This is a genomic window from Cryobacterium melibiosiphilum (genome assembly GCF_003602235.1).
Lineage (GTDB): Bacteria > Actinomycetota > Actinomycetes > Actinomycetales > Microbacteriaceae > Cryobacterium > Cryobacterium melibiosiphilum.
Map to the genome: position 1 here is coordinate 22,800 of NZ_QZVS01000067.1, position 25,725 is coordinate 48,524.

Annotated in this window: 27 protein-coding genes and 3 pseudogenes; 14 read left to right on the forward strand and 16 right to left on the reverse strand. The window is 61.0% G+C overall.

The features are described 5' to 3' along the window. Nucleotides 1-118: 118 nt before the first annotated feature. Nucleotides 119-436, reverse strand: a pseudogene (locus D6T64_RS23145) (helix-turn-helix domain-containing protein); the annotation flags it as partial. 365 nt (nt 437-801) lie between these two features. Continuing rightward, nucleotides 802-2,847 (reverse strand): EAL domain-containing protein, encoded by a 2,046-nt coding sequence (locus D6T64_RS05375; RefSeq protein WP_147364485.1) that lies wholly within the window; start codon nt 2,845-2,847, stop codon nt 802-804. A gap of 175 nt (nt 2,848-3,022) precedes the next feature. On the opposite strand from D6T64_RS05375, the gene D6T64_RS05380 reads away from it, so the two are divergent. Then, entirely contained in the window at nt 3,023-3,343 is a 321-nt protein-coding gene (locus D6T64_RS05380; RefSeq protein ID WP_233550842.1) for an ATP-binding protein, read from the forward strand. A gap of 245 nt (nt 3,344-3,588) precedes the next feature. Here D6T64_RS05380 and D6T64_RS05385 read toward each other — a convergent pair. After that, nucleotides 3,589-4,083, reverse strand: a pseudogene (locus D6T64_RS05385) (recombinase family protein); the annotation flags it as partial. A 574-nt stretch (nt 4,084-4,657) separates the two neighbouring features. Between D6T64_RS05385 and D6T64_RS05390 the strand changes: the two are divergent. The 4 genes from D6T64_RS05390 to D6T64_RS05400 all read left to right on the forward strand — a co-directional run bounded on the left by D6T64_RS05390 (nt 4,658) and on the right by D6T64_RS05400 (nt 6,129). After that, the gene (locus D6T64_RS05390; protein WP_119972790.1) at nt 4,658-4,843 is read left to right on the forward strand and encodes an integrase core domain-containing protein; all 186 of its coding nucleotides are present in this window, start codon (nt 4,658-4,660) and stop codon (nt 4,841-4,843) included. A 221-nt stretch (nt 4,844-5,064) separates the two neighbouring features. Continuing rightward, nucleotides 5,065-5,541, forward strand: a complete 477-nt coding sequence (locus D6T64_RS05395) for a Dps family protein (protein WP_119972793.1) — start codon at nt 5,065-5,067, stop codon at nt 5,539-5,541. Continuing rightward, complete coding sequence (locus D6T64_RS22525; RefSeq protein ID WP_158594818.1) at nt 5,541-5,693, forward strand: STAS domain-containing protein; 153 nt, start codon at nt 5,541-5,543, stop codon at nt 5,691-5,693. The genes D6T64_RS05395 and D6T64_RS22525 overlap by 1 nt, the downstream gene beginning before the upstream one ends. Nucleotides 5,694-5,703: 10 nt before the next feature. Beyond that, nucleotides 5,704-6,129 carry an ATP-binding protein gene (locus D6T64_RS05400; protein WP_158594819.1) on the forward strand — a complete coding sequence of 142 codons (426 nt, stop codon included), beginning with the start codon at nt 5,704-5,706 and terminating at the stop codon, nt 6,127-6,129. A gap of 185 nt (nt 6,130-6,314) precedes the next feature. Here D6T64_RS05400 and D6T64_RS05405 read toward each other — a convergent pair whose 3' ends face one another. The 4 genes from D6T64_RS05405 to D6T64_RS05420 all read right to left on the reverse strand — a co-directional run bounded on the left by D6T64_RS05405 (nt 6,315) and on the right by D6T64_RS05420 (nt 10,232). Beyond that, entirely contained in the window at nt 6,315-7,127 is an 813-nt protein-coding gene (locus tag D6T64_RS05405) for an ExeA family protein (protein WP_035880690.1), read from the reverse strand. Then, on the reverse strand, nt 7,124-7,351 hold the full coding sequence (locus D6T64_RS05410; RefSeq protein ID WP_119972798.1) for a hypothetical protein: 228 nt from the start codon (nt 7,349-7,351) through the stop codon (nt 7,124-7,126). Before D6T64_RS05410 ends, D6T64_RS05405 begins: the two co-directional genes overlap by 4 nt. A 179-nt stretch (nt 7,352-7,530) precedes the next feature. Beyond that, nucleotides 7,531-8,967 (reverse strand): integrase core domain-containing protein, encoded by a 1,437-nt coding sequence (locus tag D6T64_RS05415; RefSeq protein ID WP_119972801.1) that lies wholly within the window; start codon nt 8,965-8,967, stop codon nt 7,531-7,533. Nucleotides 8,968-9,305: 338 nt separating this feature from the next. Continuing rightward, a complete protein-coding gene (locus D6T64_RS05420) occupies nt 9,306-10,232 on the reverse strand; it encodes an aldo/keto reductase (RefSeq protein WP_119972804.1) in 927 nt (308 codons plus the stop codon). 505 nt (nt 10,233-10,737) lie between these two features. Here D6T64_RS05420 and D6T64_RS05425 point away from each other — a divergent pair. The 3 genes from D6T64_RS05425 to D6T64_RS05435 all read left to right on the forward strand — a co-directional run bounded on the left by D6T64_RS05425 (nt 10,738) and on the right by D6T64_RS05435 (nt 12,724). Then, entirely contained in the window at nt 10,738-11,211 is a 474-nt protein-coding gene (locus tag D6T64_RS05425) for a WapI family immunity protein (RefSeq protein WP_119972808.1), read from the forward strand. A gap of 674 nt (nt 11,212-11,885) precedes the next feature. After that, entirely contained in the window at nt 11,886-12,188 is a 303-nt protein-coding gene (locus D6T64_RS05430; protein WP_119972811.1) for a helix-turn-helix transcriptional regulator, read from the forward strand. After that, nucleotides 12,185-12,724, forward strand: a complete 540-nt coding sequence (locus tag D6T64_RS05435; protein WP_119972815.1) for a hypothetical protein — start codon at nt 12,185-12,187, stop codon at nt 12,722-12,724. The genes D6T64_RS05430 and D6T64_RS05435 overlap by 4 nt, the downstream gene beginning before the upstream one ends. 1,087 nt (nt 12,725-13,811) lie before the next feature. Here the strand turns inward: D6T64_RS05435 and D6T64_RS05440 are convergent. Both D6T64_RS05440 and D6T64_RS05445 read right to left on the reverse strand, forming a co-directional pair. Continuing rightward, nucleotides 13,812-14,429, reverse strand: a complete 618-nt coding sequence (locus D6T64_RS05440; protein ID WP_119972818.1) for a hypothetical protein — start codon at nt 14,427-14,429, stop codon at nt 13,812-13,814. Between the two features lie 8 nt (nt 14,430-14,437). Next, entirely contained in the window at nt 14,438-14,746 is a 309-nt protein-coding gene (locus D6T64_RS05445) for a PadR family transcriptional regulator (RefSeq protein WP_119972821.1), read from the reverse strand. Between the two features lie 145 nt (nt 14,747-14,891). Between D6T64_RS05445 and D6T64_RS22530 the strand changes: the two genes are divergently transcribed. Continuing rightward, on the forward strand, nt 14,892-15,068 hold the full coding sequence (locus tag D6T64_RS22530; protein WP_158594820.1) for a hypothetical protein: 177 nt from the start codon (nt 14,892-14,894) through the stop codon (nt 15,066-15,068). Nucleotides 15,069-15,259: 191 nt separating this feature from the next. Here D6T64_RS22530 and D6T64_RS05455 read toward each other — a convergent pair whose 3' ends face one another. Continuing rightward, nucleotides 15,260-15,781, reverse strand: a complete 522-nt coding sequence (locus tag D6T64_RS05455; RefSeq protein WP_119972828.1) for a tetratricopeptide repeat protein — start codon at nt 15,779-15,781, stop codon at nt 15,260-15,262. A 357-nt stretch (nt 15,782-16,138) separates the two neighbouring features. Between D6T64_RS05455 and D6T64_RS05460 the strand changes: the two genes are divergently transcribed. Continuing rightward, complete coding sequence (locus tag D6T64_RS05460; RefSeq protein ID WP_119972832.1) at nt 16,139-16,780, forward strand: hypothetical protein; 642 nt, start codon at nt 16,139-16,141, stop codon at nt 16,778-16,780. Nucleotides 16,781-16,932: 152 nt separating this feature from the next. Here the strand turns inward: D6T64_RS05460 and D6T64_RS05465 are convergent, their stop codons facing one another. Next, nucleotides 16,933-17,658, reverse strand: a complete 726-nt coding sequence (locus D6T64_RS05465; RefSeq protein WP_147364486.1) for a hypothetical protein — start codon at nt 17,656-17,658, stop codon at nt 16,933-16,935. 266 nt (nt 17,659-17,924) lie between these two features. Further along, complete coding sequence (locus D6T64_RS05470; RefSeq protein WP_119972859.1) at nt 17,925-18,563, reverse strand: IS30 family transposase; 639 nt, start codon at nt 18,561-18,563, stop codon at nt 17,925-17,927. Between the two features lie 76 nt (nt 18,564-18,639). On the opposite strand from D6T64_RS05470, the gene D6T64_RS05475 reads away from it, so the two are divergent. Then, nucleotides 18,640-19,845 carry an IS110 family RNA-guided transposase gene (locus D6T64_RS05475; protein WP_377012561.1) on the forward strand — a complete coding sequence of 402 codons (1,206 nt, stop codon included), beginning with the start codon at nt 18,640-18,642 and terminating at the stop codon, nt 19,843-19,845. On the opposite strand, the pseudogene D6T64_RS05480 reads toward D6T64_RS05475, so the two are convergent. Beyond that, nucleotides 19,809-20,582: pseudogene (locus D6T64_RS05480) on the reverse strand (IS30 family transposase); the annotation flags it as partial. The gene D6T64_RS05475 and the pseudogene D6T64_RS05480 overlap by 37 nt on opposite strands. A gap of 178 nt (nt 20,583-20,760) precedes the next feature. On the opposite strand from D6T64_RS05480, the gene D6T64_RS23150 reads away from it, so the two are divergent. Next, nucleotides 20,761-20,865: a helix-turn-helix domain-containing protein gene (locus tag D6T64_RS23150; protein ID WP_456064317.1), complete on the forward strand. Its 105-nt coding sequence runs from the start codon at nt 20,761-20,763 to the stop codon at nt 20,863-20,865. Between the two features lie 26 nt (nt 20,866-20,891). Here D6T64_RS23150 and D6T64_RS05490 read toward each other — a convergent pair whose 3' ends face one another. The 3 genes from D6T64_RS05490 to D6T64_RS05500 form a co-directional block, all read right to left on the reverse strand. Next, nucleotides 20,892-21,758, reverse strand: coding sequence for a DNA/RNA non-specific endonuclease (locus tag D6T64_RS05490; RefSeq protein ID WP_119972843.1), 867 nt, complete (start codon nt 21,756-21,758; stop codon nt 20,892-20,894). A 107-nt stretch (nt 21,759-21,865) separates the two neighbouring features. Further along, entirely contained in the window at nt 21,866-22,585 is a 720-nt protein-coding gene (locus D6T64_RS05495; RefSeq protein WP_119972847.1) for a response regulator transcription factor, read from the reverse strand. Further along, nucleotides 22,582-24,024, reverse strand: a complete 1,443-nt coding sequence (locus tag D6T64_RS05500; protein WP_119972850.1) for a sensor histidine kinase — start codon at nt 24,022-24,024, stop codon at nt 22,582-22,584. Before D6T64_RS05500 ends, D6T64_RS05495 begins: the two co-directional genes overlap by 4 nt. Before the next feature lie 107 nt (nt 24,025-24,131). Here D6T64_RS05500 and D6T64_RS05505 point away from each other — a divergent pair, with 107 nt between their 5' ends. Continuing rightward, nucleotides 24,132-24,737 carry a DedA family protein gene (locus D6T64_RS05505; RefSeq protein WP_119972853.1) on the forward strand — a complete coding sequence of 202 codons (606 nt, stop codon included), beginning with the start codon at nt 24,132-24,134 and terminating at the stop codon, nt 24,735-24,737. After that, nucleotides 24,734-25,333 (forward strand): CDP-alcohol phosphatidyltransferase family protein, encoded by a 600-nt coding sequence (locus D6T64_RS05510; protein ID WP_119972856.1) that lies wholly within the window; start codon nt 24,734-24,736, stop codon nt 25,331-25,333. Before D6T64_RS05505 ends, D6T64_RS05510 begins: the two co-directional genes overlap by 4 nt. Nucleotides 25,334-25,725: the final 392 nt, after the last annotated feature.

Consider the following 25,725-nt stretch of genomic DNA (forward strand, 5'->3'; position numbering starts at 1 on the left):
GCGGACGGAGAAGGGCTGGTCATGTTCGGGGTTTCCTGGTTCTCGCCCTACGTGAGACGGTGGACTTGCTCTGAGGTGCTGGCCTCACCCAACCCTGACACGTAGGGCGGTCGGAGTGCCACTGGGCGCTCGTGGCGCGGTATTCAGGCTTGCCGCCCCGTGAGGCCGCGTTGCGCCGAAGCTCGCGTGAGACCGTCGATGGGGACCGACTCAACGCCTACGCAATCTGTCGAACTCCAGCGTTCTGTGCACGCAGGATCGCGATCTCCTCACGCTCGCTGAAAGACAGAAATCTTCCTGAAAGCGGGTCCTTGCTGACATCTCGCATACCGCCAGCGTGGCGGAAGAAGCGAGTCCCGACCGGCGCCGACACGCCGGCTCGCTCGCCAGCTTCTTCGCTCGAGATGCCCTGCCCGACGAGATCCCAGAATTCCTGGTGGTGTGGCGAGTAGCCCTTGGTGGTAGCGATAGTCCGGCGAGTTGGTGTGTAACTTAGCGCATCATGGCTACCCAGACCAGAAAGATTGCGATGGCAGCCATGGCAACCACGAATGACCAAGCCCAGATAGGCGCGGCGCGGGAGTGGCTTATTCGGAAGGCCCAGTCACGAAACGCTCGTCGCGTCTTGCGCTTGCGCCTGCGCCTGCGATGCCCCACTATGCTCCCCCATCATGCTTCAAGCCTAGATCATCAAAGATGCCCTCCGTCAGGGTGGGGTGAGGGCAGGTCGTGAAGCGTTGGATTGTTGGTGCCGCTGGCGCACGTGGGGTGAGCATTTTCAGTGGCGCTGGGCGACGGTGTTCAGACCGCTGCTGTGATGTGGTCCTGCACTAAGTCGATCAGCCATTCCTGCAGCTGTTGACCATCCGTCGATGGCTCGTTGAAGGGCTCGTGTTGTTGCACGTGCAAAGCGGTCGCTCGGCTGGTGTGCGGCGTGTGACGTTGCATAAAGTCGGTCAGCGGACATGCCGATAGCGGCAGCGGATGCGGTGATTCCCAACGCAGAAATTTCCAATGGTAGGCCAGTGCTCCAAGTGCGGTCGTTACCTTACCAGCGCTCAGGGGGAATTTGTGTGCCGTGGCCCAGTCGGGTATCGACGAGGCGGGCATCGGTCGGGCAAGGAAGTATCCCTGGCCCAATGGCACCCCGAGTATGACCGCAGCTTCAGCGAGGCGGGCATCTTCAAGGCCCTCCGCTACGACGTCGACTTTGAAATCGCGTCCCATTTGTGTGAGTGTGGCGAGCATGCTGAGTGTCTCCAGCGGACGATTATTCAGGCTCGCGAATAAGCCGCGGTCCAGCTTGATCGAGTCGAAAGGCAAGTCTGACAAACGCTTTAGAGTTGCATGACCGGAACCCAGGTCATCAAGAGCCAACCCGACTCCGAGTTTTCGCAGGTCGTTGATTGCAACGATTTGCACTGCGGACTTCGCTGACTCCGTCTCTAGCAGCTCGAGCGAGAGGCGGTTCGGATTTATGTTGTGGCGTTCCAAGGCACTCTTTACCCAGCCGGTACAGTTCAAGTCGTAAAGCGTTGACGGAGACAAATTGACCGAGACCCGGGTTGACAGCCCTTCCCTGTCCCAACGTGCGAGGCAGCCTAATGCTTCGTCAAGACCAAGACGAAACAGATCATCGTGGCCAGCATCGTCGAGTGAGGGAAGGAACTGGTCGGGACCGACGACGGTGCCATCGACAAGTATTAGTCGCGCTAGAGCCTCTACTCGGCTTAAATCTCCGGTGCGCAAGTCAATGACGGGTTGCATGTACATAGACAATCCTCCGTTGAAGAGGCGCCACCGATGGTCTTCGAAGCGTTGGTTCTGCACGTTCCGTTCCGCCTGCGTTGCACGCGGCGTCGTAAAAATGGTTATCGCCTGTGTGCCGGTCTCGGAAACCGGCGGTGCCACATACCACCAGCGCTTACGATCGTGTCGGTATCTCTGAGCCGTTTTCAACGCCGCCTCGGCGTCACGAAAACAGTTTAAAGTGTCGTCAATATCCCGCGGGCAAAAAGCGACTCCCATGCTGATGCTGACGCTCACGCTTTGCCCCCGCACTTGGAACGGGCGCTCAACGGCTTCGTGCAACCGACGCAGGACCACTTCGAGCTGATCGTCAATATCTGCACTATCGCGTGGCGAACCGAGGTCGTCGATCACGACGGCGAATTCATCACCTTTCAGGCTCGCCAGAAAAACCCCGTCACCGGCCAAATTGCGAAGCCGGCGACCCAGGGCACGTAAAAGCTCGTCACCTCCGCGAAGTCCAACTTGGTCGTTGATGCGACGGAATTCGTTAATATTGATCAGACCGACGGCCGTGACACCCGCGTCCAGGTCTGCCCTGTCCCGCGCTAAGTGCTGCTCAAGGTAGCGGCGGTTAGGCAGGTCCGTGACAACATCGTGCAGCGCTTGGAAGCGCAGAGTGTCTTGGAACGCTCGACGGGTGTTAATGTCACTTTGCGTACTCACGTAGTGAGTGATCTTGTCTGCCGGGCCTCGCAGCGGTGTGACCTTCAAACCGTTCCAAAACGGCGATCCGTCCTTACGGTAATTCAGGATGTCACCCTCGAAGGCGTCTCCGGCCCACAATGTGGCGCTGATAGTGGCGACGACTGCACGATCTGTACCCGGGCCTTGAAGCAGGCGGCAGTTGCGGCCGAGCACTTCGTCGGCGCCGTATCCCGTAATCGTGGTGAAGGAATTACCCACATGCAAAATGTTCTGCTGCGCGTCCGTAATCAACGACATACGCGCCGTCGCCGCGAACGCTCGCGCCAAAAGCTCTGCGCTGGCCGCAGGTGTTTCAGTAGAAAATGAGTGCATCAATAAAGTCTGACACATGGCCACAGCACTGTACCGCCGCCCCTCACCTCATGGTCATTCCGACTGTTCACCGCGAACTAATATCCAACATCCTGCAGGGCCCTGTTGGCCTCGTCGGGATCAGCGCGGGGAAGTCCCACCGACTCCAAATGCGCAATTCGACTATCCCGAGCATGGTGCCCTCGATCCCTACGTGCACGAAGAATCCCGCTCCAAAGGCTGGACCGAGCTGCTTATTATCAACGAAGCTGACCGTCGCAAAACAACCGGCCTCGAACAGATAGGAATGCCCGGCATCAAGAAACGCTTCGCCCGTTATCCGCAGCTCTGCAGCTCAAGCGGATTCGCGCACGAGTACCGCCCTTTAACGCTTGAAGAACTCACCGCCGTACTCCCGCAACGGCTCCCTCCCTCAGTCGAGGTAAACGACGGTGGCATTGCGTACGCGACCGCGGTCGTGACCGTCCGCATCACCGGCGGCAAGTTCCAACTCGTCGATCGGTTCCTCACCTAACGCGTCCACACAGTGAACGGCCTCCAGACGCTCACGCCCGAGGTCGTCGACGCCGCGCGGGAAGCGTTCCTCATCGGCCACTAATCGCGGCCAAAACAACGCCACTTATCGTTTGTCATTTTCCGAAGTCGTCTGCACAACGGTCATGGTGTTTTCAGGGTTGTGCAGGCGCGTGTGAACACCGGCTGTTCCGTACTTCTCTGCACAAACGCCCGTTTACCCCTACTTCTCTGCAGGACGCACGTTCAGACGGCGGTGTCCCCGGCACGCTTGATTGCCCGGTAGACCCTGGATCTGGCGACGCTGAAGAGTTCAGCGATCTGCGCGGTAGTGTGATTGCCGCGCTGGTAGACCTCGACCAGGTGCTTCTCCTGAACCGTGGACAGTTTGGGTTGCTCGCCGCGGAGCCGGCCAGCCGCTTTGGCGACCTGCATGCCTTCGCGGGTGCGAGCTCGGATGAGGTCGGCCTCGAATTCAGCGACCATCGCGAGCACATTGAAGAGGAGCCTTCCAACTGAGTCGGTGGGGTCGTGAACGGAACCGCCGATGCTGAGCTTCACTTCACTTCACTTCACTTCACGAAGGGTGAGATCATCGAAAATGTCTTTCGCGCCGCGAAGCGAGCGCGCCAGACGGTCGAGCTTGGTCACGACGAGGGTGTCGCCGGCTCGGCATGCGGCCAACGCTTCGCGAAGACCTGGCCGGGCACGGTTTGTTCCGGTCAGGCCCTGATCGGTAAACGTCATCTAGAGTGGGTCGCCGAAGCGAACCCGCGATAGCCTGAAACTGCCCGGAAATACGCCGGACTACAACGCTTGTGTTGCGTCGACTCTCAGAATCCGCCCGGTCAATGGGGAGTCGGAGTGCCTGCGTCATATGGCCACGAGGCCAGCCCACCGACGGCCAGTCGTATCGCTCGACTGTGGTGCCGGGAAAGCACCACAGTCCGATTCCACATGCCAGCAAGAACGACCCCGAACATGGCGCGGCTCGTCGCAGCTGGTGCGTCAACAGCCGCACAGCCGCTCGTCGCTGTCCACTCTCGCCTTCAATCGCAAGGAATCCCGCCGGGATTTGCTTCGGGCGTTACCGTGTAGTCCCGCCTGCGCTGAAGGACGCGAGTGCCGACGAGGCATGTCCGGTCGCGCATGTGACGGTACGCCTTTCGAACATCTGGTGGTCAAAACACATGCCCATAGATGGCCATCGGCTATTGGCCGTATACGGGCTCCGATGTGGCCGTGTGTGGGCCGATTCTCGTGGCCGCTGACAGGGCTCTACTAAAACGAGGCCGTAGCGAAGAACTCGTCCTTCGTGACGGGGCCGTTGAAGACCCTCGCGGACGTCGAGAAACTTACCTTCGACTGGCTGGATTGGTACAACAATCGGCGGCTGCACAGCGCGCTCGGGAACATCCCGCCCGAAGAATATGAACGCAACTACTACGCTGAAACAAACGGCCCGATGAATATCGAAGCTGCCAACAAAACGGCGGCATGAAACCCGGGACGGTTCAGGCTCCCTCTTGTGAGTTGTTCTCTCGACGGGTCAGAGGCGCTGCTTGGGCAGTGCAGCTCGGTGCAGCCTTTGAGTTGATGGCCTTATCATCGAAAGGGGCCTTGAACAGCCTAAAACGTTCGTTGAAACCCGCATAACCGCGATAGTGGCAGGCGCGGTGGCATCACATTTTAAGCTCTATCTCCGCATCAAGGAAGGACACCATGCACGCCTCCGAGGCACTCCGCATGAACTTGCAGTCCGTTCTCGTCGACCTGATTGCGCTGCACCTGCAAGGCAAGCAGGCGCATTGGAACATCGTTGGACCGAATTTTCGCGACCTCCACCTGCAACTCGACGAAATCGTCGATGACGTACGTGAATTCTCTGATCAATTGGCCGAACGCCTACGCGCCCTCAACGTGGAGCCCGACGGACGCATTGAAACCGTCGCCGCGACCGCACACTTGCCGACCTTTCCCGCCGGCGAGGTCCTCACTACAAACGCGGTCAACCTCATCACGGAACGCCTGAACCTCACGGTGGAAAACATGAGGGTCGTGCACGATGAGGTCGATGACGAAGATCCCACCAGCGCCGATATTCTGCACCTTTTCATTGAGAAGTTGGAGCAGCACGCGTGGATGATCAGCGCCGAGAACCGACGGCTGTACTCCGCGGACGAAGCTAAGTTTCTGTAATGGTCATTGGCTGTTTGAAGAGTGCCCGCCAGGCGGGAGGTGACCTGCGCATCGCGCAGCCCGCCGCGCAGATAACCCTGGTGTTGCGGCTGTCCAACCTTGACCGCGTGCTGAAGAGCTACGGCTCGACGGAGGAGGCCTACAGTGGTTGAAGGTGCTTGCGTGCTGCGGTTGACTCCGCCGCCCGGCGACGTGAACGACGTGCACGATTTCGTCGTCGCGGAGCTAAACCGGCACCCGGACTTGAACACGATAGACCGGATGGCTTTCGTGACGGCGCTCATCGAGCTGGCGACTAATGTCATCCAGCACGCCGACACCGGGGTTGGCGTAACCTGCACGCTCTCCCTGCGCATCAGTCACGATCGCATCGAAGCTCAACTGAGCGACACCGCGGAGGACCGCGGCATCAAACTGGTCGCTCGGGAAATGCCTGACGACGAGCTGGCCGAATCGGGCCGGGGGATCGCGCTCATCCACGCCCTCGTTGATAACTTTCACTACGAGCGCGTCGGTGACCGCAACCTGTGGAGCATCACCAAAAACATCACACGTCCCGGCTCGCCTGACATACCCGTTGCTTTCTAAGCGGGGACTGCCCTGATTGAACATGGCGACGTCGTCGTCTTCACCGACTGTTGTCCGTCGCGTTATTTGACGGTGGCGGCGTCATCGTCGGTGACGATGCCCGGGTCTGAAAAAGCCCCGCCGGAGGATTCCGGCGGGGCTTTCATCGTCAGGGTGACGTGGTCATCGTCACTCGTGACGCGGGTTCACTCGCTGTTCTCGGTGATTGCCGATTGCGCTGCGGCCAGGTCGACGATTGCTTTGTCGGCAGCGTAGGTCGCGATCAACGCGGCGACCGCGAGGTTGTTCACCGCACGTGGATAACCGCGCGACGCGAGGTGGATGGCGTGGATGGCGTCGTCGGAGAAGAGCGGGTCGGATCGGCCGGCGAACGTGAGGTGCTGCCGGATGTAATCGGTTGTGTCGCCAGCACCCATCCCGGTGATCGTGTAACGGGTGGAGATGCGTTGATCGAGCGCTGAAAGCACCGCGAGTTTGAGGCGGCGCCGCAGCGTCGGCTGGCCGATGAGCAGCATCGCGAAGTGCGAGCCGGTGTCCATATCGGCGTTGGTCAAGAGGCGCAGCGATTCGAGGTCGGTGTTGGTGAGCAGGTGCGCTTCGTCGATCACGACGACGGGCAGGCGGGCGCGTTCGTCGAGTTCCCCCGCGAGGAGCGTCGCCGTTTGCGAGGCGAGCACTCCGGAGAAAAACGCCGGAGTTCCGCCGAGCGCGGTGACGATGCGGGTGTGGATGCCGCGCATCGTGATCGTCGGGTCGGGAACGTAGATGATCTGATGCCGAGACGGCTCGAGCTGAGCGAGGGCAGCCCTGACGGCGACGGTTTTCCCAGCGCCGACCTCCCCGCTGATCACGCCGAGCTGGCGTTGGCTGATGCACCAATCAATCCGGGCGATCGCTTCCCGATGCGAGGGATGCGGGTGCAAAGCTTGCGGCGGAATATCACGGGAGAAGGGCATGCGCGTGAATCCATAATGCGCTTGCAGGGTGTCAATACTCATCGAACGGCCTCCTGGATGGTCGGCACGAAGACGACCGCGGGACGCTTCGCGGTGGACGCTTTAGCGAAGCTGATCGGCTCGCCCGCCATGGTGCCCTTGTGCCGATCCTCGACCAGGCGGAGGTAATCGATGCCGGACACCGCGTTTCTCGCGCCCGTCTCGGCCTCGTCGGCCGCAGCCGTCGCGGCCTTCTTGTGAACGTGGCGGCGGATTTCACTGAGCACGGCGACGCCCGCCGAGACGCCATTTCCTGCCGAAACGGTGATCAGCCCGGCCAGGTCGAAGGCGTTGGCGAGTAGCCCTTGGTGGTAGCAGTAGCCCTTGGTGGTGTGTTACCTCGGGACATCGTGGACAGTGAATCTCAGCACTTCGTGGACGTTGGGTCTCATGGCTTCGTGCACAGCTACCGCTCTGGCGCACCGAGCACTGCGGGGAGATCGGTCTGGCGCTGGGCGAACTGTGTCTGATATTCCGCGTTCTTGCGTTCCCAGGGTTTCGTCGGGTGGGTCACGCCCACGCCCTGGATGGAATATGAGGCAACGTATCGGCCTCGGACGTTCAGCGCGACCATCGGCAGCGGGAACGAGAACACGATTTCAGCAGTCACGGGATCGGTCAGTAAGAACGCGTCAGCGGTGATCGTCCGATAGAACGTGCGGTCGGCGTAGGTCGTCGGCAGGGAGACGTGGAATCCTTGAAAATAGACCTGCCTGTTCGCCATGGTGACCTCCACGAGTGACTGATCCGCTGTGGGCGGCTGCGCGCTCTCGTCGGGCAGGACCTCTCCGGTCTTGGAGATCGTCAACGACGCCCGGTGAAGGTCTGACTGCCGTCGTGTGCGAGCCCACCGGTACTCAGAGGCTTTCGCCTCCAGCACCGACAGCGGGATCGGCTCGGTCGCCGGCGTGTGCTCGAGCAGGTCCCACGCCGCCCGCGGCGTAGCTTGTTCAAGGGCTTGATGCGGTCGGCGGTTGTTGTAGTGCTCCCGGAAACGCTGGACCCGGACACGGAGACGCTCGAGAGTGGCCGGCCGGTCGGCGTCCAGGAAACGGATCAACGTCTGGTGCGAACGCTCATTCTTGCCCTGTGTGGTGGGCTTACCCGGCAGTCCGCTGATGGGCATGGTGCCTTTCGATGCCAGAAAGATCTCCGCGGAGCCGATTCTGCCAGCGCGCAGCTGGTTGAACGCCAGCGAGTTATCCGACAACACTTCCTGGGGTGCCCCGCATGCGGCGATTGCCCGTTCGAGGACGTCCTTGGCATCAGCACTGTTCTCATGACGCGAATACGCGTCGGAGCCCACGTCGTAACGGCTTGCGTCATCGAGAAGTTGATACACCGTAACGGTTCGCCCGTCCGCCAGCCGGTACTCGAATGCGTCCAGTTGCCACAGGGACATCGCCGTCGCGCGCACGAAAGGGATGTAGGACGACTTCGGTCGCTTTCTCGGTGACGCGTCCACCTGCCCGACGCGGGCCAGAAGACGTGCGATCGTCGCCACCGACGGGACCTTCCCTCCGGGAAACCCGCTATCCATAGCCGCTTCGTAGTAGATCGAGCGGGGACCATAATCCCAGCCATCAGTCTTGAGCTGTTTGCGGATCTTCACCACCTCATTCACGACGACCTGCCCATAACGCCGGGCAGGGACATTCGGGGCGCGGGAGCGTGGGTGCAGCGCAGCAGCAGCCTTCTGGGCAGCTCGCCCACGGATCTTATAGAACACGCTCCGAGAGATCTTCAACGAGCGGCAGAACCCGACAATCGACAGCGCGTGAGGCTGGGTCGGGTCGTAGTTCATGATCGCGGCACGAGTCTGGGGTAAAAGAGAATTCGACATTCCCTAACTATCATCGGCGCCAGTGTCTCCGATGCTGTGAGACAGGGTGTCCACGATGTCATGAGATCGTGTGTCCACGATGCGTTGAGACAGGACACACGAAGCCATGAGACCCAACGTCCACGAAGTGATGAGATCCACTGTCCACGATGTCCCGAGGTAACACACCAACAACGTGGACTACCCGTACTAAGTCGGACTACTCGCCATGAGCACCAAAAGGGCGTTTTCTAGCCGCCGACACAGCCGTCCCGCACCCCCGTAGAGGGGACGCCGGCCACGAAGCGGCGGGCGAAGCCGCCACCTACCTACCTGGCCGACGTCGCCTGGTAGCCCGCTTACGGTAGGACGTGCCCGGCCGCCGTGAAAAGGCGGTACCACTCCTCACGGCTAAGCGGAATGTCGGAGCCCGCGGCAGATTCCAGCACCCGCGCAGGCTTGGTCGTCCCGAGCACCACCTGCATGTTGGCCGGGTGCCTGGTAATCCAGGCGACCGCGATCCCGGTCGGGGTGACACCGTGCGCGGCGGCGATCTCGTCAAGAGCATCGTTTAGCGGGCCAAAGTTCTCCCGGTCACCGATGAACACACCGTCGAAGAAGCCCTTCTGGAACGGCGACCACGCCTGCAGCGTGATGTCGTTCAGCCTGCTGTACTCGAGGATGCCGTTGTCCCGGTCAATCGACTGGTCAAGTCCCGCCATGTTGGCGGCGATTCCCTGGGCGATCAACGGCGAGTGGGTGATGCTCAGCTGCACCTGGTTGAAAGCGAGCGGCTGGTTGACCGAACGCTTCAACAGTTCGACCAGCCCCGGCGTCTGGTTGGACACGCCGAAGTTGCGCACCTTGCCGGCGGCGTGCAGCGCGTCGAACGCCGCGGCGACCTCGGCGGGCTCGACCAGGGCGTCCGGACGGTGCAGCAGCAGGATGTCCATGTAGTCGGTGTTCAGCGCCGCGAGGGACTCGTCGACCGAGCGCAAGATGTGCTCCTTCGAGAAGTCGAAGAAGCCCTGGCGGATGCCGACCTTCGACTGGATGATGATCGACTCGCGCTCGGTGGCAGTGAACGTGACCGCGTCACCGAACCGCTTCTCGCATCCGTGCGCCCCACCATAAACGTCGGCATGGTCGAAAAAGTTGATCCCGGCATCCCTGGCGGTGCCGACAAGGGTGCGGATCTCCTCGTCCTCCATTTCAGAGATCCGCATCAATCCGAGGATGACGTTGGATGCTTGCAGATTCGTCTGTGGAGGTGTGAATGTCTTCATTGATCCATCCTGCCCTATTACGTGTCGTCACTCTGCGCCGTGCCTGCGCGCTGATACGCGCCTCGAACGTAGGCGAGGTTGTCACGGGTGGACTCTTCCAGCGGCAATTCGGTCGAGACGTGACGTGCCCTGTCAGCGCTCTTCGAAAAATCGGCCAGTAATGCTAGAACTCACCCGGCACTACTGGCCCCATTTTCGCCTCCGCGTTAACAATGCGCGACGAGGCACCGCCCGGAACGACTCTGAAATCTGTCTCGTAACTAAAGTGTGTCGAAACCCATGGGCTAGACATCTATTGTCGTGCTCAACCTCGTGCGTATGACGTCCGGTCATCGGGCTTAATGTCGGGCGGGGCAAACGCGTCACCCGAGTTTGCAGAACTCCACGAAGGCGGGAACGGTGGGGGAGTGCCCGGTGACCGTCCGGCTTATGGGACCGAGGAGCTGGACGTTTGCGAGGGGTGAGCGAACTCTTCAGCGAGACCTGCGGTCAGTAGGATTTACCCATGCAACTGGGTGTGGGCACGAGAGCGTCCGTGACGTTGGAGCCCGTTCGATATGAGTTCGCGAACCCTGCCGGCGATGAGTGGGATGACAACTGGCTGGTCATCAGCGGGGGCATATCGGCGCCGGACACGGAGTGGGAATTTTCCGTTCCGTGTTTGACGACGTTCGAAGCGAAACAAATTTCGGCCTGGCTGCGGAGCGTGGCCGATGGAAGCATTCCCGTAAGCGTCATTGGAGACGCGGGGGTTGTGCCGTCGCTCGAATTCACCGAACCAAATCTTGCGTTCAGCGTTGACAGTTATAGGGACGAGTCGACCTCGGTTAGGGTGCACTTTGCACTCGAAACCAAGCCTGTTGGCCAGAGCAGCGACGACCGGGATCAGTTCTGGGTCGAGGTCGCAGTGACGCCTGCAGACCTTGACTCGGCGGCCGACGAATGGGACAAGGCCCTGTCAGCCTTTCCGGACCGCTAGGCGTTCGGCTTACGGGATTCACTGTGTGCGACGCGACCTTTCTCGAGGCACGGCATTTCACGTTCGTTCGGTGTCCGATAGCGTGAAGGTATGTCCACTACTCAGATCACCTCATCGCGAAGTCGGATTTGGATATTCGGAATTGTCTATAGCATCGCAATTCTTGCGATCGGGCTGTGGGTGAGCTTGGCCACCGGATACTGGATCGTGTTCCTCTGTGCGGGCGGCCTGGTCGTTGTTCCCGTCGGAGGCGTGGCGATCCGTTCACGCAATTCGTCGCGGTAGCGGTTCCCCTGTGGCACAGCGTCGGCGAACTTGGCCACCGGGTGCTTCGGTACCACACCTGTGTCGCACGGCGTCCCGCCTACGGATATATAGCGGGGTCTGAGGAGGCAGTAGTTGTGACTTTTCCCGCTATGCGGAGGGTAACCGCCATTTTGTGTCGTTGATCTTGCCCGTGTTAGCTCAAAGCTGGCCGTCCCTGCCCGCACAGCGACTGTGGGTCGCGTCCACGCTGAACTCCAGCGGGACGAGGGGGTGCATGGTTTGCGATGACCAAAATGGGCACGCCATCTCGCGATTCCCCGAAGGATCTAGCCATGAGATTGCTCCATTAAAGCAACGATGGAGTTCGAACTGTTGCTGTTTCATTGTGAGTAAGCAATGATTACATCATGATAGGCAAGACTGCGGATGAAGAGGTACGTAAACGGTTGCATAACCGACTGGCGGTCTTGCGCGCCGAGCGCGGCATTACGCGGCGTCAACTGGCGGAGGCCGTGGGCGTCAACCATCAAACTATCGGCTTCCTTGAACGCGGCGACTACAGACCGTCCGTCGAGCTCGCCCTCCAGATCGCGACACACTTCACTCTCCCGGTAGAGGCAATCTTCTCCCTTCACCCTTTTGCCCCGATGTCCGCGCAGCTATACCGCTCGCACCCCGCTCCCGACCCAACGATAGGACTTGACGCATGAGCGACTCGAACTCGAACGCCCGCCGTCGTGCCGCCGAACTGCATGTCGAGATGCAGGACCGACTGGAGGATTCGCGTCAACGTCCCCTCCCTTCGTGGCTGCGGAAGCCGATCGCTCGGATCGCGCTGACTTTCTCGCCCGCGATCACCTTCAGCCTTGGCATAGCGGCAGCATTCAGCGCACAAAACTCCCTAGGCCTCGTGCTTCTCAGCCTCGCCCTCGTCACTGGAGCGACGGGAACGATCTTTCTGCGACTTGCCATTAACAGGCTCGATAACGCGCCTCGCAAGGTGCTCGATGAGCGCGAATTGGCTCAGCGCAACCGAGCGTTCGGTCGGGCCTTCCAGCTCGCGCTGGCGATTGTCGGGATGCTGTGGGCGCTGGCGGTCATCGACCAGTTCGCCGCCGGACCAATCCAGCTTCTTGGAGGTAATTCCTGGATCTTCATCACCCTCACCGCGGTGGTCACGATGACCATGGTGCCCGCCGCAGTAATTCTTTGGAGCGCGAGACTCGGCTCCGATCACAACGAGTGATCTGACGGGCTGTCCCTCTCCGGGTTCCCCTGTGACACAACGTCAGCGCCTTCGGCCGCCAGCTGATTTGGCCCCAGATCTGTCGCGCTCGACGTCCCCGTTGCGGGGCACACCTATCTGGGGGCAGTGGACCTAGGAATGTATGCGCGAACCACGGCAGTGGCAACGAGGACGACCAGCAGTACGGCGGCCAGGGGGATGAGATACATGGCACCGAAACCTACGACTGCGGGCCAAACCGGCTCGGGACCGGTGAAGCTGCTCCAGCTTTCCCCGCGAGCCCGGCCAACGGCCGTGTAGCCGATTACTCCCAGAAGCGCGACAACAGCCAATCCGAGCGTTAGCGCTGTTCCAACTATCCAACGTTTCATATCGTCCCCCAACCCATCTGTACGCCACGGTCGCACGGATCGGTTGGATGCGCAATCGTCTCCCTTGCTGCCCGATCGATCGTGGCGCCGCTGTGGGCTCTGATTGTCGTCTGGTGCGACAGCGTCCCGCAGGGGGTTCCCGTTATGGGAAGAGTGCCCAGGGTGCGCACCATCCACACTCGTTGGGTTTACTACCTCAGCGCATGGACCGTACCTGAGAAGAGAACCTCAACGAGAACTTGGCCGCCGCAAGAGTCGATGTGCGAAGTAGGCCAATGCGAAGATGCTGAGGATCCCCAACGCCCACGTCCCCGGGTATCCCAAGACGGGGCCGCTGGCACACGTGCTCACCGCACCCGATTCCACGGCGTAATCAGTGCATTCTCCGACGGTAAGTCCGAAGAGCAAGACATTGACCACGATTACGAGCAGGCTCGCGACGACCCATCGGGTCCTCGGCTCAGTTGTGCGCAATGTTGTCGGCATGCCGAAGAGACTAGTTGGTGCATTGCGCATTACGCTGGCCGTTCCTGGAATCGAGACCGAAACGTTCGCTGCACGACCCCCGCGGTCCGAGCGAATGGATCGCCTCCTCGGATGTCACCGTCGGTGGCAACGGTGTGTGTTCGTAGTTGGAAGTCCAACTTTGCTAGCGCGGGCCGCACGCTGGAAGCGGTCCGTCCGTCTACCTCAGCGCGGACGCCGGCGTGGTTCATCTATTGGGCGGATGCTGCTGCGGTGGCCAGATAGACAGCTTTCGGCAGCACTGTCGCCGCGCCCTCGGCTGCGACACCAGACGTGTCGGCGCATATTTGGCCGCTCTCCAGCGTCACCGTTGCATGGCCGACCTCGGTGTGGGTATGTGTCACTCTGGCGTCGAGGGTGACCTTGCAGTCCCACTGTTCGGCCACCGCCCGCCAGGGAACATCCTGCCAATACTGCGCGGTCTGTTCCTCAAAGCTCTCCCCGGCACGGCTGTCCTCGGGGAGTGGCGCTGTGTTCGTTGCCGTAAATTCTGCGACGATGCGTTCCGCATCCGCTTGTTGCTGCGAAGAGAAATAAGTTGTGGTGGCCTGGTAGCCGCCTTGGGACAGCGTACTTGCGCCGAGCAGGGTGAAGCCCGCGATTGTGAGGCACGAGGCCGCCACCATCAAATGGGGTGTTAGGCGCGACCTCCAGCCGACCAGGGACGTGGTCAGTGCCCCGACGGCGAAAAGCATCGGTGACAAGCCCTCCGTCTTGGCGAGGGCGATGTCTGCGGTCCATTGTTCGCGGCGCACGGACCGGCGATCTGCGGGGCTCAACCATACAGCCGCCTCAACAAGAAGTGCCATGAGCCTTGTCACGACGTCACCGGCACCAAACGCGTGTGCGACCGTACCTCGAACTGATGACAGGTGCGGACTGCTGCTGCTGCGCCCGGCGCCGTTAGCTCGTAGAGGCGTCGACGCGGACCGGACCGGTCGGTGTCGACGTCCCAGGACGACTCCGCCCATCCGAGCCTTTCGAGGCGTTCAAGAATCGGGTACACGCTACCCGGGAGCCTTCCGGTTACCTTGATGATGGCCAATCCCCAGACCGGGGCCGAACTGCTGAGGAGGACTTTCAGCACGTCCACGGTGGGTGCAGTCACCCGCGATATTGGCTCCATAATTACTACTCTAGCTATATTGATTAGTGAGGTGGCGAAGCGTCGGCCGTGGCACGGCTTTCTGGCGAAGACCGCCAGACCATACGTCGTGAACTTCTGGACTCACGTCGCGACCAGGACCATCTGCAAAACGATCGGATATCTCATGCGCCTCCGCACTACTCCAGCTGACCCACGTTACGCCAATCACATCGACGAAAAGTCCAGCTATCGCGTGGACTTCTGGACCCGGGACGCTGCCAGTGGCGGGTCGAAGGAGCAGCCGACGTCAACGACGTATTCGTTCGGGCTGCAGGGCATGCTGACGGCCGAGGGGTTGTGATCTATGTCGAGCTGCCGCGAGGTGACGGGATCGGTCTACCGCGCTCTTGGTATGGAACCAACCTAAGCCTTCGGCCAGGACATTTTGAGTGACCTGCCACCTGTCCCGTAGGCGGTTCCCGTAAGGGGTTCCCGCTATGGGAATCCGGTCGTCCTTCACCGGAGTGAGCCGACGCCGTGACCGTGACCCTTCTACGCGTTGTGTTGCTTCGTTGGCTGCGCGGAGGTCGCGAGGGACCGGATGTAGGCGGCGTTGCCGCGGATGGATGGCTTATACCGTTCAATATCTGGCGACTTGACACCCTCAGCAACCACTTCGAGCAACGCAGCGACAGCCTCATCGAAGCGGCTGGAAGCATGAAGGGAGATCGCTTGGAACACCGCCAGCGATGGCGAGTCCGGGAAGTCCTGTCGGGCACGCTCGAAGACTTCCACCGAGCGAGCGAACTCGCCGAGATTCCGCAGCGTGGATCCGTACTGGACGTAGCATCGGCGCAGCAGATCACCCGAGAGGCCAGCCTGGAGGGCTTGTTCGTAGAACGATCGCGCGGCCTGTTCCTTACCGGCAGTGTCGTAGGCGCCGCCCACTTCATACAGCACGCGAGCGTCAGCCGGGTGGTCCACCAAAATTGGTAGCAGCGCATCGATTGTGGGCTGCATCTTATTCCGATCGCGAACAGTGAAGATCCGGTTGAGCTCCTCATCAAGTGTCATCCACCTATTGTGCCCTTACCGCGATTGTCCGCTGAAGTTTCGGCTTGCGGGCGAGGGCCGCGGTACCGTCGATGACATGATTACCACCGCTTGACTTCACCTTCGGCGTTGACGCCGTGCTGATGTGGGCCATCCCCCTGCAACAACATCCGGCCGACTTGTGGTTTGATCAACAACGTGCGCCGTTCCGTTTCGAACCGACACCGTCCGAGCACCGTCGCATTGTTGTCCTTCGCGGTGTGCGGCACGCTCACTGGTTGCGCGGGAGCAGTCCCGGCGTCGGACGCGGTGTCACAAGTGTCGGCGCGCAAGGCAGTCGCTGACGTCTCTCGGGATCTCTACCGTGAGGGGACGGACGTGATCGATGACTATGCCCGCTGGGCTGACACCGACACCGAGAAATCGACCGTAGTCGAGTTGATCGGCTACGAACCATATCCCGGCGCGATCCACGGCGAACCAGTTGGAGCGCTGCAGTTTCGTGCGACGCTACAGCCCACCCCGAACGAAGGGCCGCACGTCGCTTGCTTTGAGTCGCAGTTTGATTTCTGGGGCGTCGCGACCGAGGAGCCCGGCGAATGGAGCGACGACACAGCGGTCGCCCACGACATCGCTTGCCCGCCGGACGCACAGCGCATCCCCCCTCCGGTCGACACCCGCTTGGTTGACGTTGTTCCCGACGGAGCGGAGGCTCTCGTCGTCGAGGTGCTGACAAACGCGGCGTCCGCGGCATCCGCTGACGACATAATCGCCGAGATCGTCCAGCGGATGCCGCAGCCGACCGGTGAGCGTGAGGTCGCGTTCGATCCCGAGGCGACGGTAGTCGACGGCGACATCGGCTTCGCGATGGGCGATGGGGACGACTGCCTGCTCGTGAAACGAGACGTCGACGGCGTGCAGGTGTTGCAGGTGCCCAAGATTCTGCTTCAGCCCGGAGAGCTCGGGTGCGCAGCCGGCACTGCGCTCCAGCCGGGCGACCAGCTACGGTCCCCCCACTGACCCAGAATCTGGGCGCTCGGCAATCGACCCGATTGGCCGCGGATCCGTCGCGCAGGGGGTTCCCTTATCGGGAATGCTGCGATGGGCCGCTGTCTTCAGCCCTCGAGGCCCGTACCGCTTGCTGTGCGTTTGTCTAGGAGGTCGTCGAGGTTCTATGACAGGGAGAACAGGTACGCCGGTGCGACGATCTGGGTGACGGTGCTTGAGTCGGGGACAGCATTGGCAATGGCACCGTAAGTCATTTCTATCCCGGCATCGTCAATGATCCCCGAAAACGACGTGGGGAGGTCTATCGCAACGGAGCGTATTCCGAATGCGTCGTCGGTGTGGACGCGGTTCGCGGGCTGTCCTTCAGCGGCGAGGTCAAAATCATCCCCGACACGTGTCAGGTCGACCGCAGTGACGGCCACATCGGCGTCCGTGGTCGCAGCCGTGGCCTGCACGCTAAACGCGGGCTGATAAAAGCGCGCTTCGCCGGTGAGCAACGCCTCAGCTGGGTACCGATTGACGACGATGTCGAATCCGCCCCAGGAAGTCCCGTCAACTTCGGGATAGTGGTTTGTTCGGTCTTGGTGGCGCACCTCGGTCGGTTCACCGAGGATTCCGACGGCGGCGGCAACGGCGGCGTCGCCGTCCTCGGAATACGTCAGCGTGACGAGTACGTTTCCACTCACATCGACAATGTCCGTATTCTCGGCGCCAATGATGATGTCCGTCGGTGCGGATGCCGACGACAATGGGTCAATCGGGTCGGGTGCCGCGGGCGATACAGCAGCACAGGCTGAGAGCATCAAGCCCAAGACGGCCATGGAAATTACTGCAAATGTCTTACGAATGGGAGCCCCCAGAGAAAATGCTGATGCGAACAAACCGTCCACCCCAGAATTCAACGGTATCGCTCCGAGCGACTGAACGCAGATATGGTTCCTGGGATGGCGAGCGGGGTCCTAGCTGATCAGCTCAGGTGGTTCAGGCTTTGTGATGGCCGGCCCTGGCTGGACCACCACGCTCACACTCCCGGTCTTTGCCGCGTTGCATTCCTTGTGGAGTCCTAATCGCCTTCGGAAATGCGCGCACGCGCTCCGTGGCCGCAGCAGGACACCAAGGCATTCCCGGCTCAGCGTCCCGCAAGAGATTGGCGGTTTCAAACGGTGGAAGCAACAGGGGCTAATTCCTTCTTCGAGACTAGCTCGCTGAGCAGGTCGGCTGGGGTGCTGCGTTTGAGGATTCTGCGGGGCCGATCGTTGAGTTCAGTAGCGACTTCGAGGAGGCGCTGAGCGCTGTGGGCGTTCAGATCGGTTCCTTTGAGGAAGTACTGGCGCAGGAGGCCGTTGGTGTTCTCGTTCGAGCCGCGCTGCCAGGGCGAGGCAGGATCACAGAAGAAGATCGGAACGCCGGTGGCCTTGGTGATGTCCACGTGCCGGGCCAGCTCGGTTCCCTGATCCCACGTCAATGAGCGCCGTAGCAGCACGGGCAAAGCGTCCAGGGCGCTGATGAGTCCGTCATGGAGTGCAGCTGAGCTGTGGCCATTGGGCAGATGCACCAGGACGACGAACCGAGTCGTGCGTTCAACGAGAGTCGCGATCGCCGATCCTGATGCGGATCCGACGATCAGATCGCCTTCCTTACGTTGTTGTGGTGGGTGATTTCGGGACTGTCGTAGTGTGTCGATCACCCTCGGGTGGCGGGTATGGCTGAGATCGCCTTGCCGCATAAACGGCTCACTGGGAATGGCCGCCCGCTGCCCGCAGATGACTCGACCGCTGATTGAGAATTGCGACATTGATCGCTGGGTAAGGACGTGCCGGCGTGGTTATCGACAGGGAAACTGCTATCAACGAGACGGAAGGAACATTCAGATGCCAGCAGTATGGGCGGGAATCGATTCAGGAAAGCGGGCGCATCACTGCGTCGTGATCGACCAGGCCGGGGAGATACTTCTCTCCCAACGGATAGATAACGACGAGACCGTGCTGCTCGAAATCATCGCCACGGTCACCGAGATCGCCGATGGGCACGAGGTCGTATGGGCGACGGATCTGAACTCAGGCGGCGCAGCTCTCCTGATTTCCCTGCTGGTCGATCACGGCCAGCAGCTGCTCTATATCCCGGGCAGAATCATTCACCATGCGGCTGCGACCTACCGCGGTGAGGGCAAGACAGACGCGAAAGATGCCCGAATCATCGCCGATCAGGCACGGATGCGCACCGACCTCCAACCCGTTCGCGATAGTGATCAGATCAGCGTCGACCTGAAACTCCTGACCGCTCGACGCCTGGACATCATCCACGACAGGGTGCGCGCAATCAATCGGCTCCGCGCGAACATGCTGGAGTACTTCCCCGCGCTGGAGCGCGCGTTCGACTACTCCAAAAGCAAAGCCGCTCTCACCCTCTTATCGACCTACCAGACGCCCGGAGCGCTTCGCCGGATGGGAGTAACGCGTCTGGCTGCATGGTTGAAAGCCCGCGGCTGCCGCAACAGCGCCACCGTCGCCCAGAAAGCAATCGACGCCGCGCGTGAGCAAGAAACGACGTTGCGCACCGAGATTGTCGCCGCCACCCTCGTGTCGCGCCTGGCCGCCGTAATCACCGCAATCACCGCGGAGCTGGTGGAACTCGACAAAACCATCACCGCCCGATACAACGAGCACGAGAACGCCGAGATCCTGCAGAGCATGCCCGGCTTCGGCCCCATACTCGCCGCCACCTTCCTCGCAAACATCGGTGGAGACCTCCGTAATTTTGAGAACGCCGATCGACTTGCCAGCGTCGCCGGCGTCGCACCAGCCCCCAGAGACTCCGGTCGCATCAGCGGCAACCACCACCGACCCCGCCGATTCAACCGACGGCTGTTACGAACTTGCTATCTCGCAGCACTATCAAGCTTGAAGAACAGCCCCGCCTCCAGGGCTTACTACGACCGAAAGCGACGCGAAGGGAAAAACCACAAACAGGCGCTGCTCGCTCTCGCCCGGCGACGCATCAACGTCCTCTGGGCAATGCTCCGCGACCACACCCTCTACCAGGAACCAGCCGAGATCCCGATGCTCAAAACCGCTTGACAAAGACATTGAGATTCCCAATGACCGGCGACCAGCCTGTCGTTGGCCTCTTTAGGTCGCTCGCTCAACATCACCTTATCGCGAATTTTACCCGCCGCGTTCAGGTGTGTGCCCCGCGGTTTCCGGGCTGATCGGCCCCGTCGCAGGTGCCGGTGCAGGCGCACTCCGACATAACCACGGCTTTGAACGTAGAGGCTTTGATAGATCGACTCGTGGGAAACCTGCAGCTCGGCCTGGCCGGCAAACACGACCGCAAGGTCGTCACTGATCTGCTGCGGACTCCAGTTCTTCCGCAACCGCTCCTCCACGGCAGCGGCAAGCAGCCGGTCGTCGAGCTTGCTCGGCTTGGGTCGGCCCGCTCTGATCACGCAGCGTTTTTGCGCGGCGTAAGGCCGGTAGCTGCGCGTTGTCGGGTGGGAATTACGACGCAGCTCCCGGCTGATCGTCGACGCGGAGCGTCCCAGATCCCGTGCGATCGCGCGAACGCCGGCACCGCCAAGCCGCAGATCTGCAATGCGCAGACGTTCCTCCTGGCCTAAGTAGCGCCCCGAAGAGGCCACGGCTGGAACGGGTATTCGCCCGCCAGCGGCCTTGATCCACCGATATCCCTGGCTGCGATTCACTCCCAAAGATTCGCACGCGGCCGCCGCCGACATCCCCTCACGGACCCGATCCCAGAACAAGTTCTCACGATCCTTGAACACCACTCTCGACGCCATCAACAACACCTCACTCATACGATGTTGCTACGACCCCTTGAAGCTGCCCATGGGATACAAGACGCTGACGTCGGCTCCGGAGCGACGCGGACATACAGTTCAATACGCCAAATAGCGGTCACAGAACGCCGCCACAGAGCGCCAAAAGTCACAACCGTGGTCGTACCCGTCACTCGACACGGTCCGCGCGGCCGAGCTGCGTGAGAAGGCTGCTGCTGGCGTGCCGGAGTCTGTGCTTGCTCGAGAGTTTGGGATAAGCCGCGAAACCGTTTATGTCTACCTCCGTGCGAGGGGGGGCTGAGCTGGTAATAGACGATTCGGTGCGGTTTAGAGGCGGATTCCTGCTGGGTCGCCCAGTTCGACCCAGCGCGTTCGACGGTCGGTGTCTTTCCGGATAGCTGGGGTCGGGGCGTAGACGTCTGCCTCGGATAGGGCGGTCAGGGTGAGCCCGGTGAGATCGACGATGTCCACGATGGGTACCTGATAGGTGCGGTACGGTCCAAGCGGCGGGGGAGTACCGTACATGAGGGCTGGAGCGCGGACCGTGTCAAGGTCGAGGTCTTCTAACTGCGGGCTTTGGTCGAGGACGAATCCGGCAGCGTGCAGAACGGTGGAGCCTTCCGTGGTCGTTGTCCATGCCGCGATTTTCCAGAACGCTTGTGGGATCTTGACACCGCGGTATATCGGGTCCTGGGCTGAGAGTACGGGGGCGGTGAAGACACTGATGCGGTTACCGTTGGTGCGTGCGTAGGTGAGGACGTGGTCCTCGAGGCCGAGCCAGAGTTGTTTCGATTGGTTAAAGGCTGCGGCTTGCGGGGCGGCGTTGGTGTAAGTGAAGGTGTCGTAATTGGCTCGCCTGACTGTCGGTTTGTCGCCCCAGACGGGGTCCAGGCGCCGGACGAGGTGCCCGCGGTCGAGATCGTTTCTGGCGTAGACGCCCTCCCCGGCCTGTTCGTAGGCCGGGATAAGCGATTCGAGGTGCCAGTCGTCGGCCCGGTCAACGGTAACGAGGCGATCCCCGTCGATGTTGACGCCGGTCGCGATCGCGAGGCGCCGCGCGGGGTCAAGGAGCACGGTGAAATGTGTGTAAAGCAGTTCACGAATCAGGGTTCCGGCGGGAGGCGCCGGCAGCGGCAGAGAGATCTGGAGGAACTCGATGTTGTATCCAGAAGGATAAAGTAACGAGGCGTTCATGGTGATAGTCAAGCAGCCACAGCTGACAGCTGGGAGTCTTCAGATCTACATGACCGTGTTGATGGGAAGATTTCCTGCTGCGTCCACCATTTGAAACCGCCAACGTCTTATGGGCGTTCTGTGAGGAGGTCGGCTTCGTATGCGATGATCGCCGCCTGCACACGATTCTCGACGCCAAGCGCTGTGAAGAGAACACTGAGATACTGCTTCACCGTGCCTTCCGAAAGGTGTAGGGATTTTGCGATCTGGGCATTCGACTGGCCTCGCCCGATTCCGGCGAGCAGTTCGCTTTGTCGGCGGGTCAGTTCGCGCACGGTTGAGTGGGCTCGTGTTGAGCGGCCGAAACGGGCGCCGGTTTCCTGGCGGACCAGCCACCGGCCGACCCGCGGTGAGAATGCGGCACCGCCGCTTGCGAGAGCGCGGACGCCGGCGATCAAGTGACGCGGATCATCCGATTTCAGGAAAAAGCCGAGCGCACCGAGGGTGATGGCCTCTGCAATGTAGGCCTCATCGGAGAACGTGGTCAGCATTGCGACCGGTACGTGTGGCTGCTCGCGCCGCAGCTGTTCAAGGGTGCGGATACCGTCGAGCCTGGGCATCTGGATATCGAGAACGACGAGGTCCAGCGCGTGCCGTCGAGCCAGTTCGAGCGCTTCGGTTCCGCTTGAGGCTTCGGCGGTGATTGCTATATCCGGGGCTGTGGAGAGGATGCTGGCGATCCCAGCACGCACGAGCTGATCGTCATCGGCGAGAAGGACTCGTATTGGGCCGTCTTTTTGTTGGTGGGGGTTGTCGGGCAGTGTGTCGCCGGTGAGGTTTCCGGTCATGGGGCGGGGATCGTGTCGGTGGCGAGAACGCGGTTGTTAACGAAGCAGATTCGGAAGACATCGTCGCGGTCGAAGAAACTTATCGAGGCCTCATAAAACTCGCACGTCGATCTCGGGGGCTGAGCCAAAGACGTTCGCGGGGCATCGAGCATTTCCACTGCCGGAAGAAGGAGCTCGATCTTGATGCGGGTATCACCGGTGTTGATGGCGGCGAACCGTTCGGGAGGCAGGACTGACGCGACGTTGGCATAAGCGAAGTAACCGATCGCGCTGAGCGCTGCAGCGGAGAGGAGAAGGATGGGAACTAGCCAGGCGGTCCGTGCGGTGCGCCGGCGTTTCCGGTTGGAGCTGCTGTCCGAGGCGGTGACGAGCTCGGTCCGAGATTGGTGTGTACTGGTGGCGGCTGAGGATGGAGTTGCCGACCTTGGGAGTCGGACGGTGAGGGTGAAGTCTTCGCTACGATTCACGTTCAGGGTTCCGCCAAGAATCCCGATTCGGTGTCGCAAGGCGACGATGCCGTGGCCTGTCATAGGTAGGGACGGTGTCGTACCGTGATCGGGATTGCGAATGCGTAACTCGACATCGTCTCCGTCGATGTCGATGTCGATGTTCACCTTCGTGCCCGGTGCGTGTTTTGCGGCGTTCGTGAGTCCTTCCTGCAGTGCCCGGAGGAGAGCGGCGCGAGAGTAATTGTTGGTCAATCGCTCGATGTCTGGTGCGAGGGTGCTGTTTACCTCGATACCGGAGGATTGCGCGCGCTCGAGTACGTCTTCAATGCCGAGGTTGCTCAGCGAGGCGGTAATGCCGGAGTCTCTTTCGGTAAGCAGTCGAACGGTCTCGCCGAGTTCGTCGGACGCGGCGGCGGCATTGGCCCGGATGCTCTGCAGCTTCGTTCTCGCCGTTGCTGGCAACGTGTCGTCCAGGGAGAGGCGGCCGGCTTGGACGGCGATCAGCGTCAACCGATGCCCTAACCCGTCGTGGATTTCACTAGCCATCTCATCTTTTTCCCGCATCACGGCCTGCTCGACGCGAGCATCGTGTTCTCGTGCCTCGGCGAGGGCCAGATCCCAGCCGCGCTGGAGATAGGCCCGCCGTCCGCGAAGCGCAGCGACCGTCAGAACGGGGACGACGAGGCACAGGGTGTAAATCGTGCCGCGGACGAGCCCGAGGATGGCACCGACCCACGATGGACTCGAGATCAGGCCGCACAGTGTCGCAGCGACGAGCGAGGCCGCCACCGCGACCATCACGACGCCGAAAGACGGCTTCCACAAAGAGGCGCAGAAGCCGACGATGATTGCGATGGTGCCTAATAGCACCAGACCCGAGCCGTCCGTCCACGGAGAGGCGACTCCGAGTAAGGCTCCAACAACAGCAGCGACTGTCGTGTGGGTATTGCGCGCACGTCGTGTGTGCGGAGTCGGATTGTTGTCGAGCATCCTCCCACCCTAGGGAGACCGGGTGGACGAAAGAACTCGCCTTCGTTAGTTCGCGGCTTCACCTTTGTCACTATCGACGGTAGCGGGGCTGTTCTAGCGTTTCTTGCATGCTTGAAAACATCACTTTGTTCCTTGACTCCGTCAGTGAGTACATCGGAATCATCCTTGCGATCGTCTTCATTGCCTCGATCGTGGACGCGGCCTTCGGCCTCGGTGCCATTCTGCCGGGGGAAACCGTTCTGGTGTTCGCCGCGGTCGCCCTCCGTGATAGTCCTCTTCTGATTTTTGCCGTACTCGTCGCTGCCGCCGGGGCCTTCATTGGCGACCACATCGGGTACTTCATCGGACGGAAACTCGGCGTGAAGATGGTGAACACACGGGTGGTGCGGAGAATCGGGGTCGATCGTTGGGACGCGGCTACCGGTTTCGTCGAACGACGCGGTTTCTGGCTCATCATCGTCGCTCGGCTCCTGCCTGGCGTTCGAACCCTGGTCGCCGCAGCAGCCGGAGCGTCACCCATGAGCTACCGGCGGTTCGTTCTCGCCTCCGGCACCGCAGCTGTCGTCTGGTCGCTTCTCTGGGTGCTGGGCGGCGCCGCGCTTGGTTTCGCGTTTGTTGAATTCGCCAATCACACGACCATCTTTGCGATCGCGGTAGCGGTGGTTGCCGCTGTTGGGTTCTTCGTTATCCGGCGGAGGCGGGTAACCGCATGAATACGAAAGATCGGACTCTACGGCCGCGATTCGAGTGGTGGACCATCCCAAATGTCGTCACCGTTATTCGGTTCGTCCTGATCGTCCCGATCGTGGCCCTTCTGTTGTCGGGTGCTCAGCCGCTCACAGTTGCCACTCTCACGGTGCTTTTCGGCGCGACGGATTGGGTAGACGGATTCCTCGCTCGGCGGCTCGGCCAAGAGTCCCGGGTCGGAGAGATCCTCGACCCGATCGCCGACCGATTGGGAATTGGCTGCCTTGGCATCGCACTATCGATCATCGGTGCAATTCCCTGGTCGGTAATCATCGTCATCCTCCTCGTCGATCTGATCGTTGGAAGCGTCTTCCTGGTACGACACCGGAACTATCAGCTCTCGGTCACCTGGATCGGAAAGATTCGCACCGCGCTCATTATGATCAGCGCGTTCGCTGTCACAGTCGGCCTCGTTCCAGGGATGGAATTGGTCTTGCTGATCGGACAGGTCGGTTTGGTGGTCGGCGCCTTGTTCCACATCGCTGCCGGCATCGGCTATCTACGACAACTGCTCCGACAAGATGTACCGCATGCACCAGCCACGGCTCACGGGCGCGACTGAAGCTATTGCGGATGTTATCTGTCACGGACCATGAAGAACGCCCAGTTCCTCATTGCCCTCGACACACACTTGCCTGCACAACCCCGAAAATACAAGGGCCGTTGTGCAGACGACTTTGGAAAACGACACTGGTGCTACAAGATCAATTCCGGACACTCTTCAAACGCGAGACGCGTTCCTGGCGTGAGCCGGTTGACGAATCCCGGCCCGTCAATCCTAATCCGGTATGTGCCTAAGCCTCGATCCACCGGTTCGCCTTGATTGAGCGTGGTCGCTGGATTCTGAGTGGTGTTGTGGTGGTGGGCGCGGTGAAGCTGTCGGCCTTGCTGCCGATTGTGTTCCGTGATCTTCGGGGCCGGGTGGCTGGTGGTCAGGTGGGGATGGTGCGCGGC

What these genes read in the sequence shown, in the direction of transcription:
- D6T64_RS05375 (WP_147364485.1), bottom strand. Translation starts at nt 2,847, where the DNA reads ATGTGTCAGACTTTATTGATGCACTCATTTTCTACTGAAACACCTGCG.
- D6T64_RS05395 (WP_119972793.1), top strand. Translation starts at nt 5,065, where the DNA reads ATGCACGCCTCCGAGGCACTCCGCATGAACTTGCAGTCCGTTCTCGTC.
- D6T64_RS22525 (WP_158594818.1), top strand. Translation starts at nt 5,541, where the DNA reads ATGGTCATTGGCTGTTTGAAGAGTGCCCGCCAGGCGGGAGGTGACCTG.
- D6T64_RS05405 (WP_035880690.1), bottom strand. Translation starts at nt 7,127, where the DNA reads ATGAGTATTGACACCCTGCAAGCGCATTATGGATTCACGCGCATGCCC.
- D6T64_RS05415 (WP_119972801.1), bottom strand. Translation starts at nt 8,967, where the DNA reads ATGTCGAATTCTCTTTTACCCCAGACTCGTGCCGCGATCATGAACTAC.
- D6T64_RS05420 (WP_119972804.1), bottom strand. Translation starts at nt 10,232, where the DNA reads ATGAAGACATTCACACCTCCACAGACGAATCTGCAAGCATCCAACGTC.
- D6T64_RS05425 (WP_119972808.1), top strand. Translation starts at nt 10,738, where the DNA reads ATGCAACTGGGTGTGGGCACGAGAGCGTCCGTGACGTTGGAGCCCGTT.
- D6T64_RS05430 (WP_119972811.1), top strand. Translation starts at nt 11,886, where the DNA reads ATGATAGGCAAGACTGCGGATGAAGAGGTACGTAAACGGTTGCATAAC.
- D6T64_RS05435 (WP_119972815.1), top strand. Translation starts at nt 12,185, where the DNA reads ATGAGCGACTCGAACTCGAACGCCCGCCGTCGTGCCGCCGAACTGCAT.
- D6T64_RS05440 (WP_119972818.1), bottom strand. Translation starts at nt 14,429, where the DNA reads ATGGCACTTCTTGTTGAGGCGGCTGTATGGTTGAGCCCCGCAGATCGC.
- D6T64_RS05445 (WP_119972821.1), bottom strand. Translation starts at nt 14,746, where the DNA reads ATGGAGCCAATATCGCGGGTGACTGCACCCACCGTGGACGTGCTGAAA.
- D6T64_RS22530 (WP_158594820.1), top strand. Translation starts at nt 14,892, where the DNA reads ATGCGCCTCCGCACTACTCCAGCTGACCCACGTTACGCCAATCACATC.
- D6T64_RS05455 (WP_119972828.1), bottom strand. Translation starts at nt 15,781, where the DNA reads ATGACACTTGATGAGGAGCTCAACCGGATCTTCACTGTTCGCGATCGG.
- D6T64_RS05470 (WP_119972859.1), bottom strand. Translation starts at nt 18,563, where the DNA reads ATGTCGCAATTCTCAATCAGCGGTCGAGTCATCTGCGGGCAGCGGGCG.
- D6T64_RS05475 (WP_377012561.1), top strand. Translation starts at nt 18,640, where the DNA reads ATGCCAGCAGTATGGGCGGGAATCGATTCAGGAAAGCGGGCGCATCAC.
- D6T64_RS05490 (WP_119972843.1), bottom strand. Translation starts at nt 21,758, where the DNA reads ATGAACGCCTCGTTACTTTATCCTTCTGGATACAACATCGAGTTCCTC.
- D6T64_RS05495 (WP_119972847.1), bottom strand. Translation starts at nt 22,585, where the DNA reads ATGACCGGAAACCTCACCGGCGACACACTGCCCGACAACCCCCACCAA.
- D6T64_RS05500 (WP_119972850.1), bottom strand. Translation starts at nt 24,024, where the DNA reads ATGCTCGACAACAATCCGACTCCGCACACACGACGTGCGCGCAATACC.
- D6T64_RS05505 (WP_119972853.1), top strand. Translation starts at nt 24,132, where the DNA reads ATGCTTGAAAACATCACTTTGTTCCTTGACTCCGTCAGTGAGTACATC.
- D6T64_RS05510 (WP_119972856.1), top strand. Translation starts at nt 24,734, where the DNA reads ATGAATACGAAAGATCGGACTCTACGGCCGCGATTCGAGTGGTGGACC.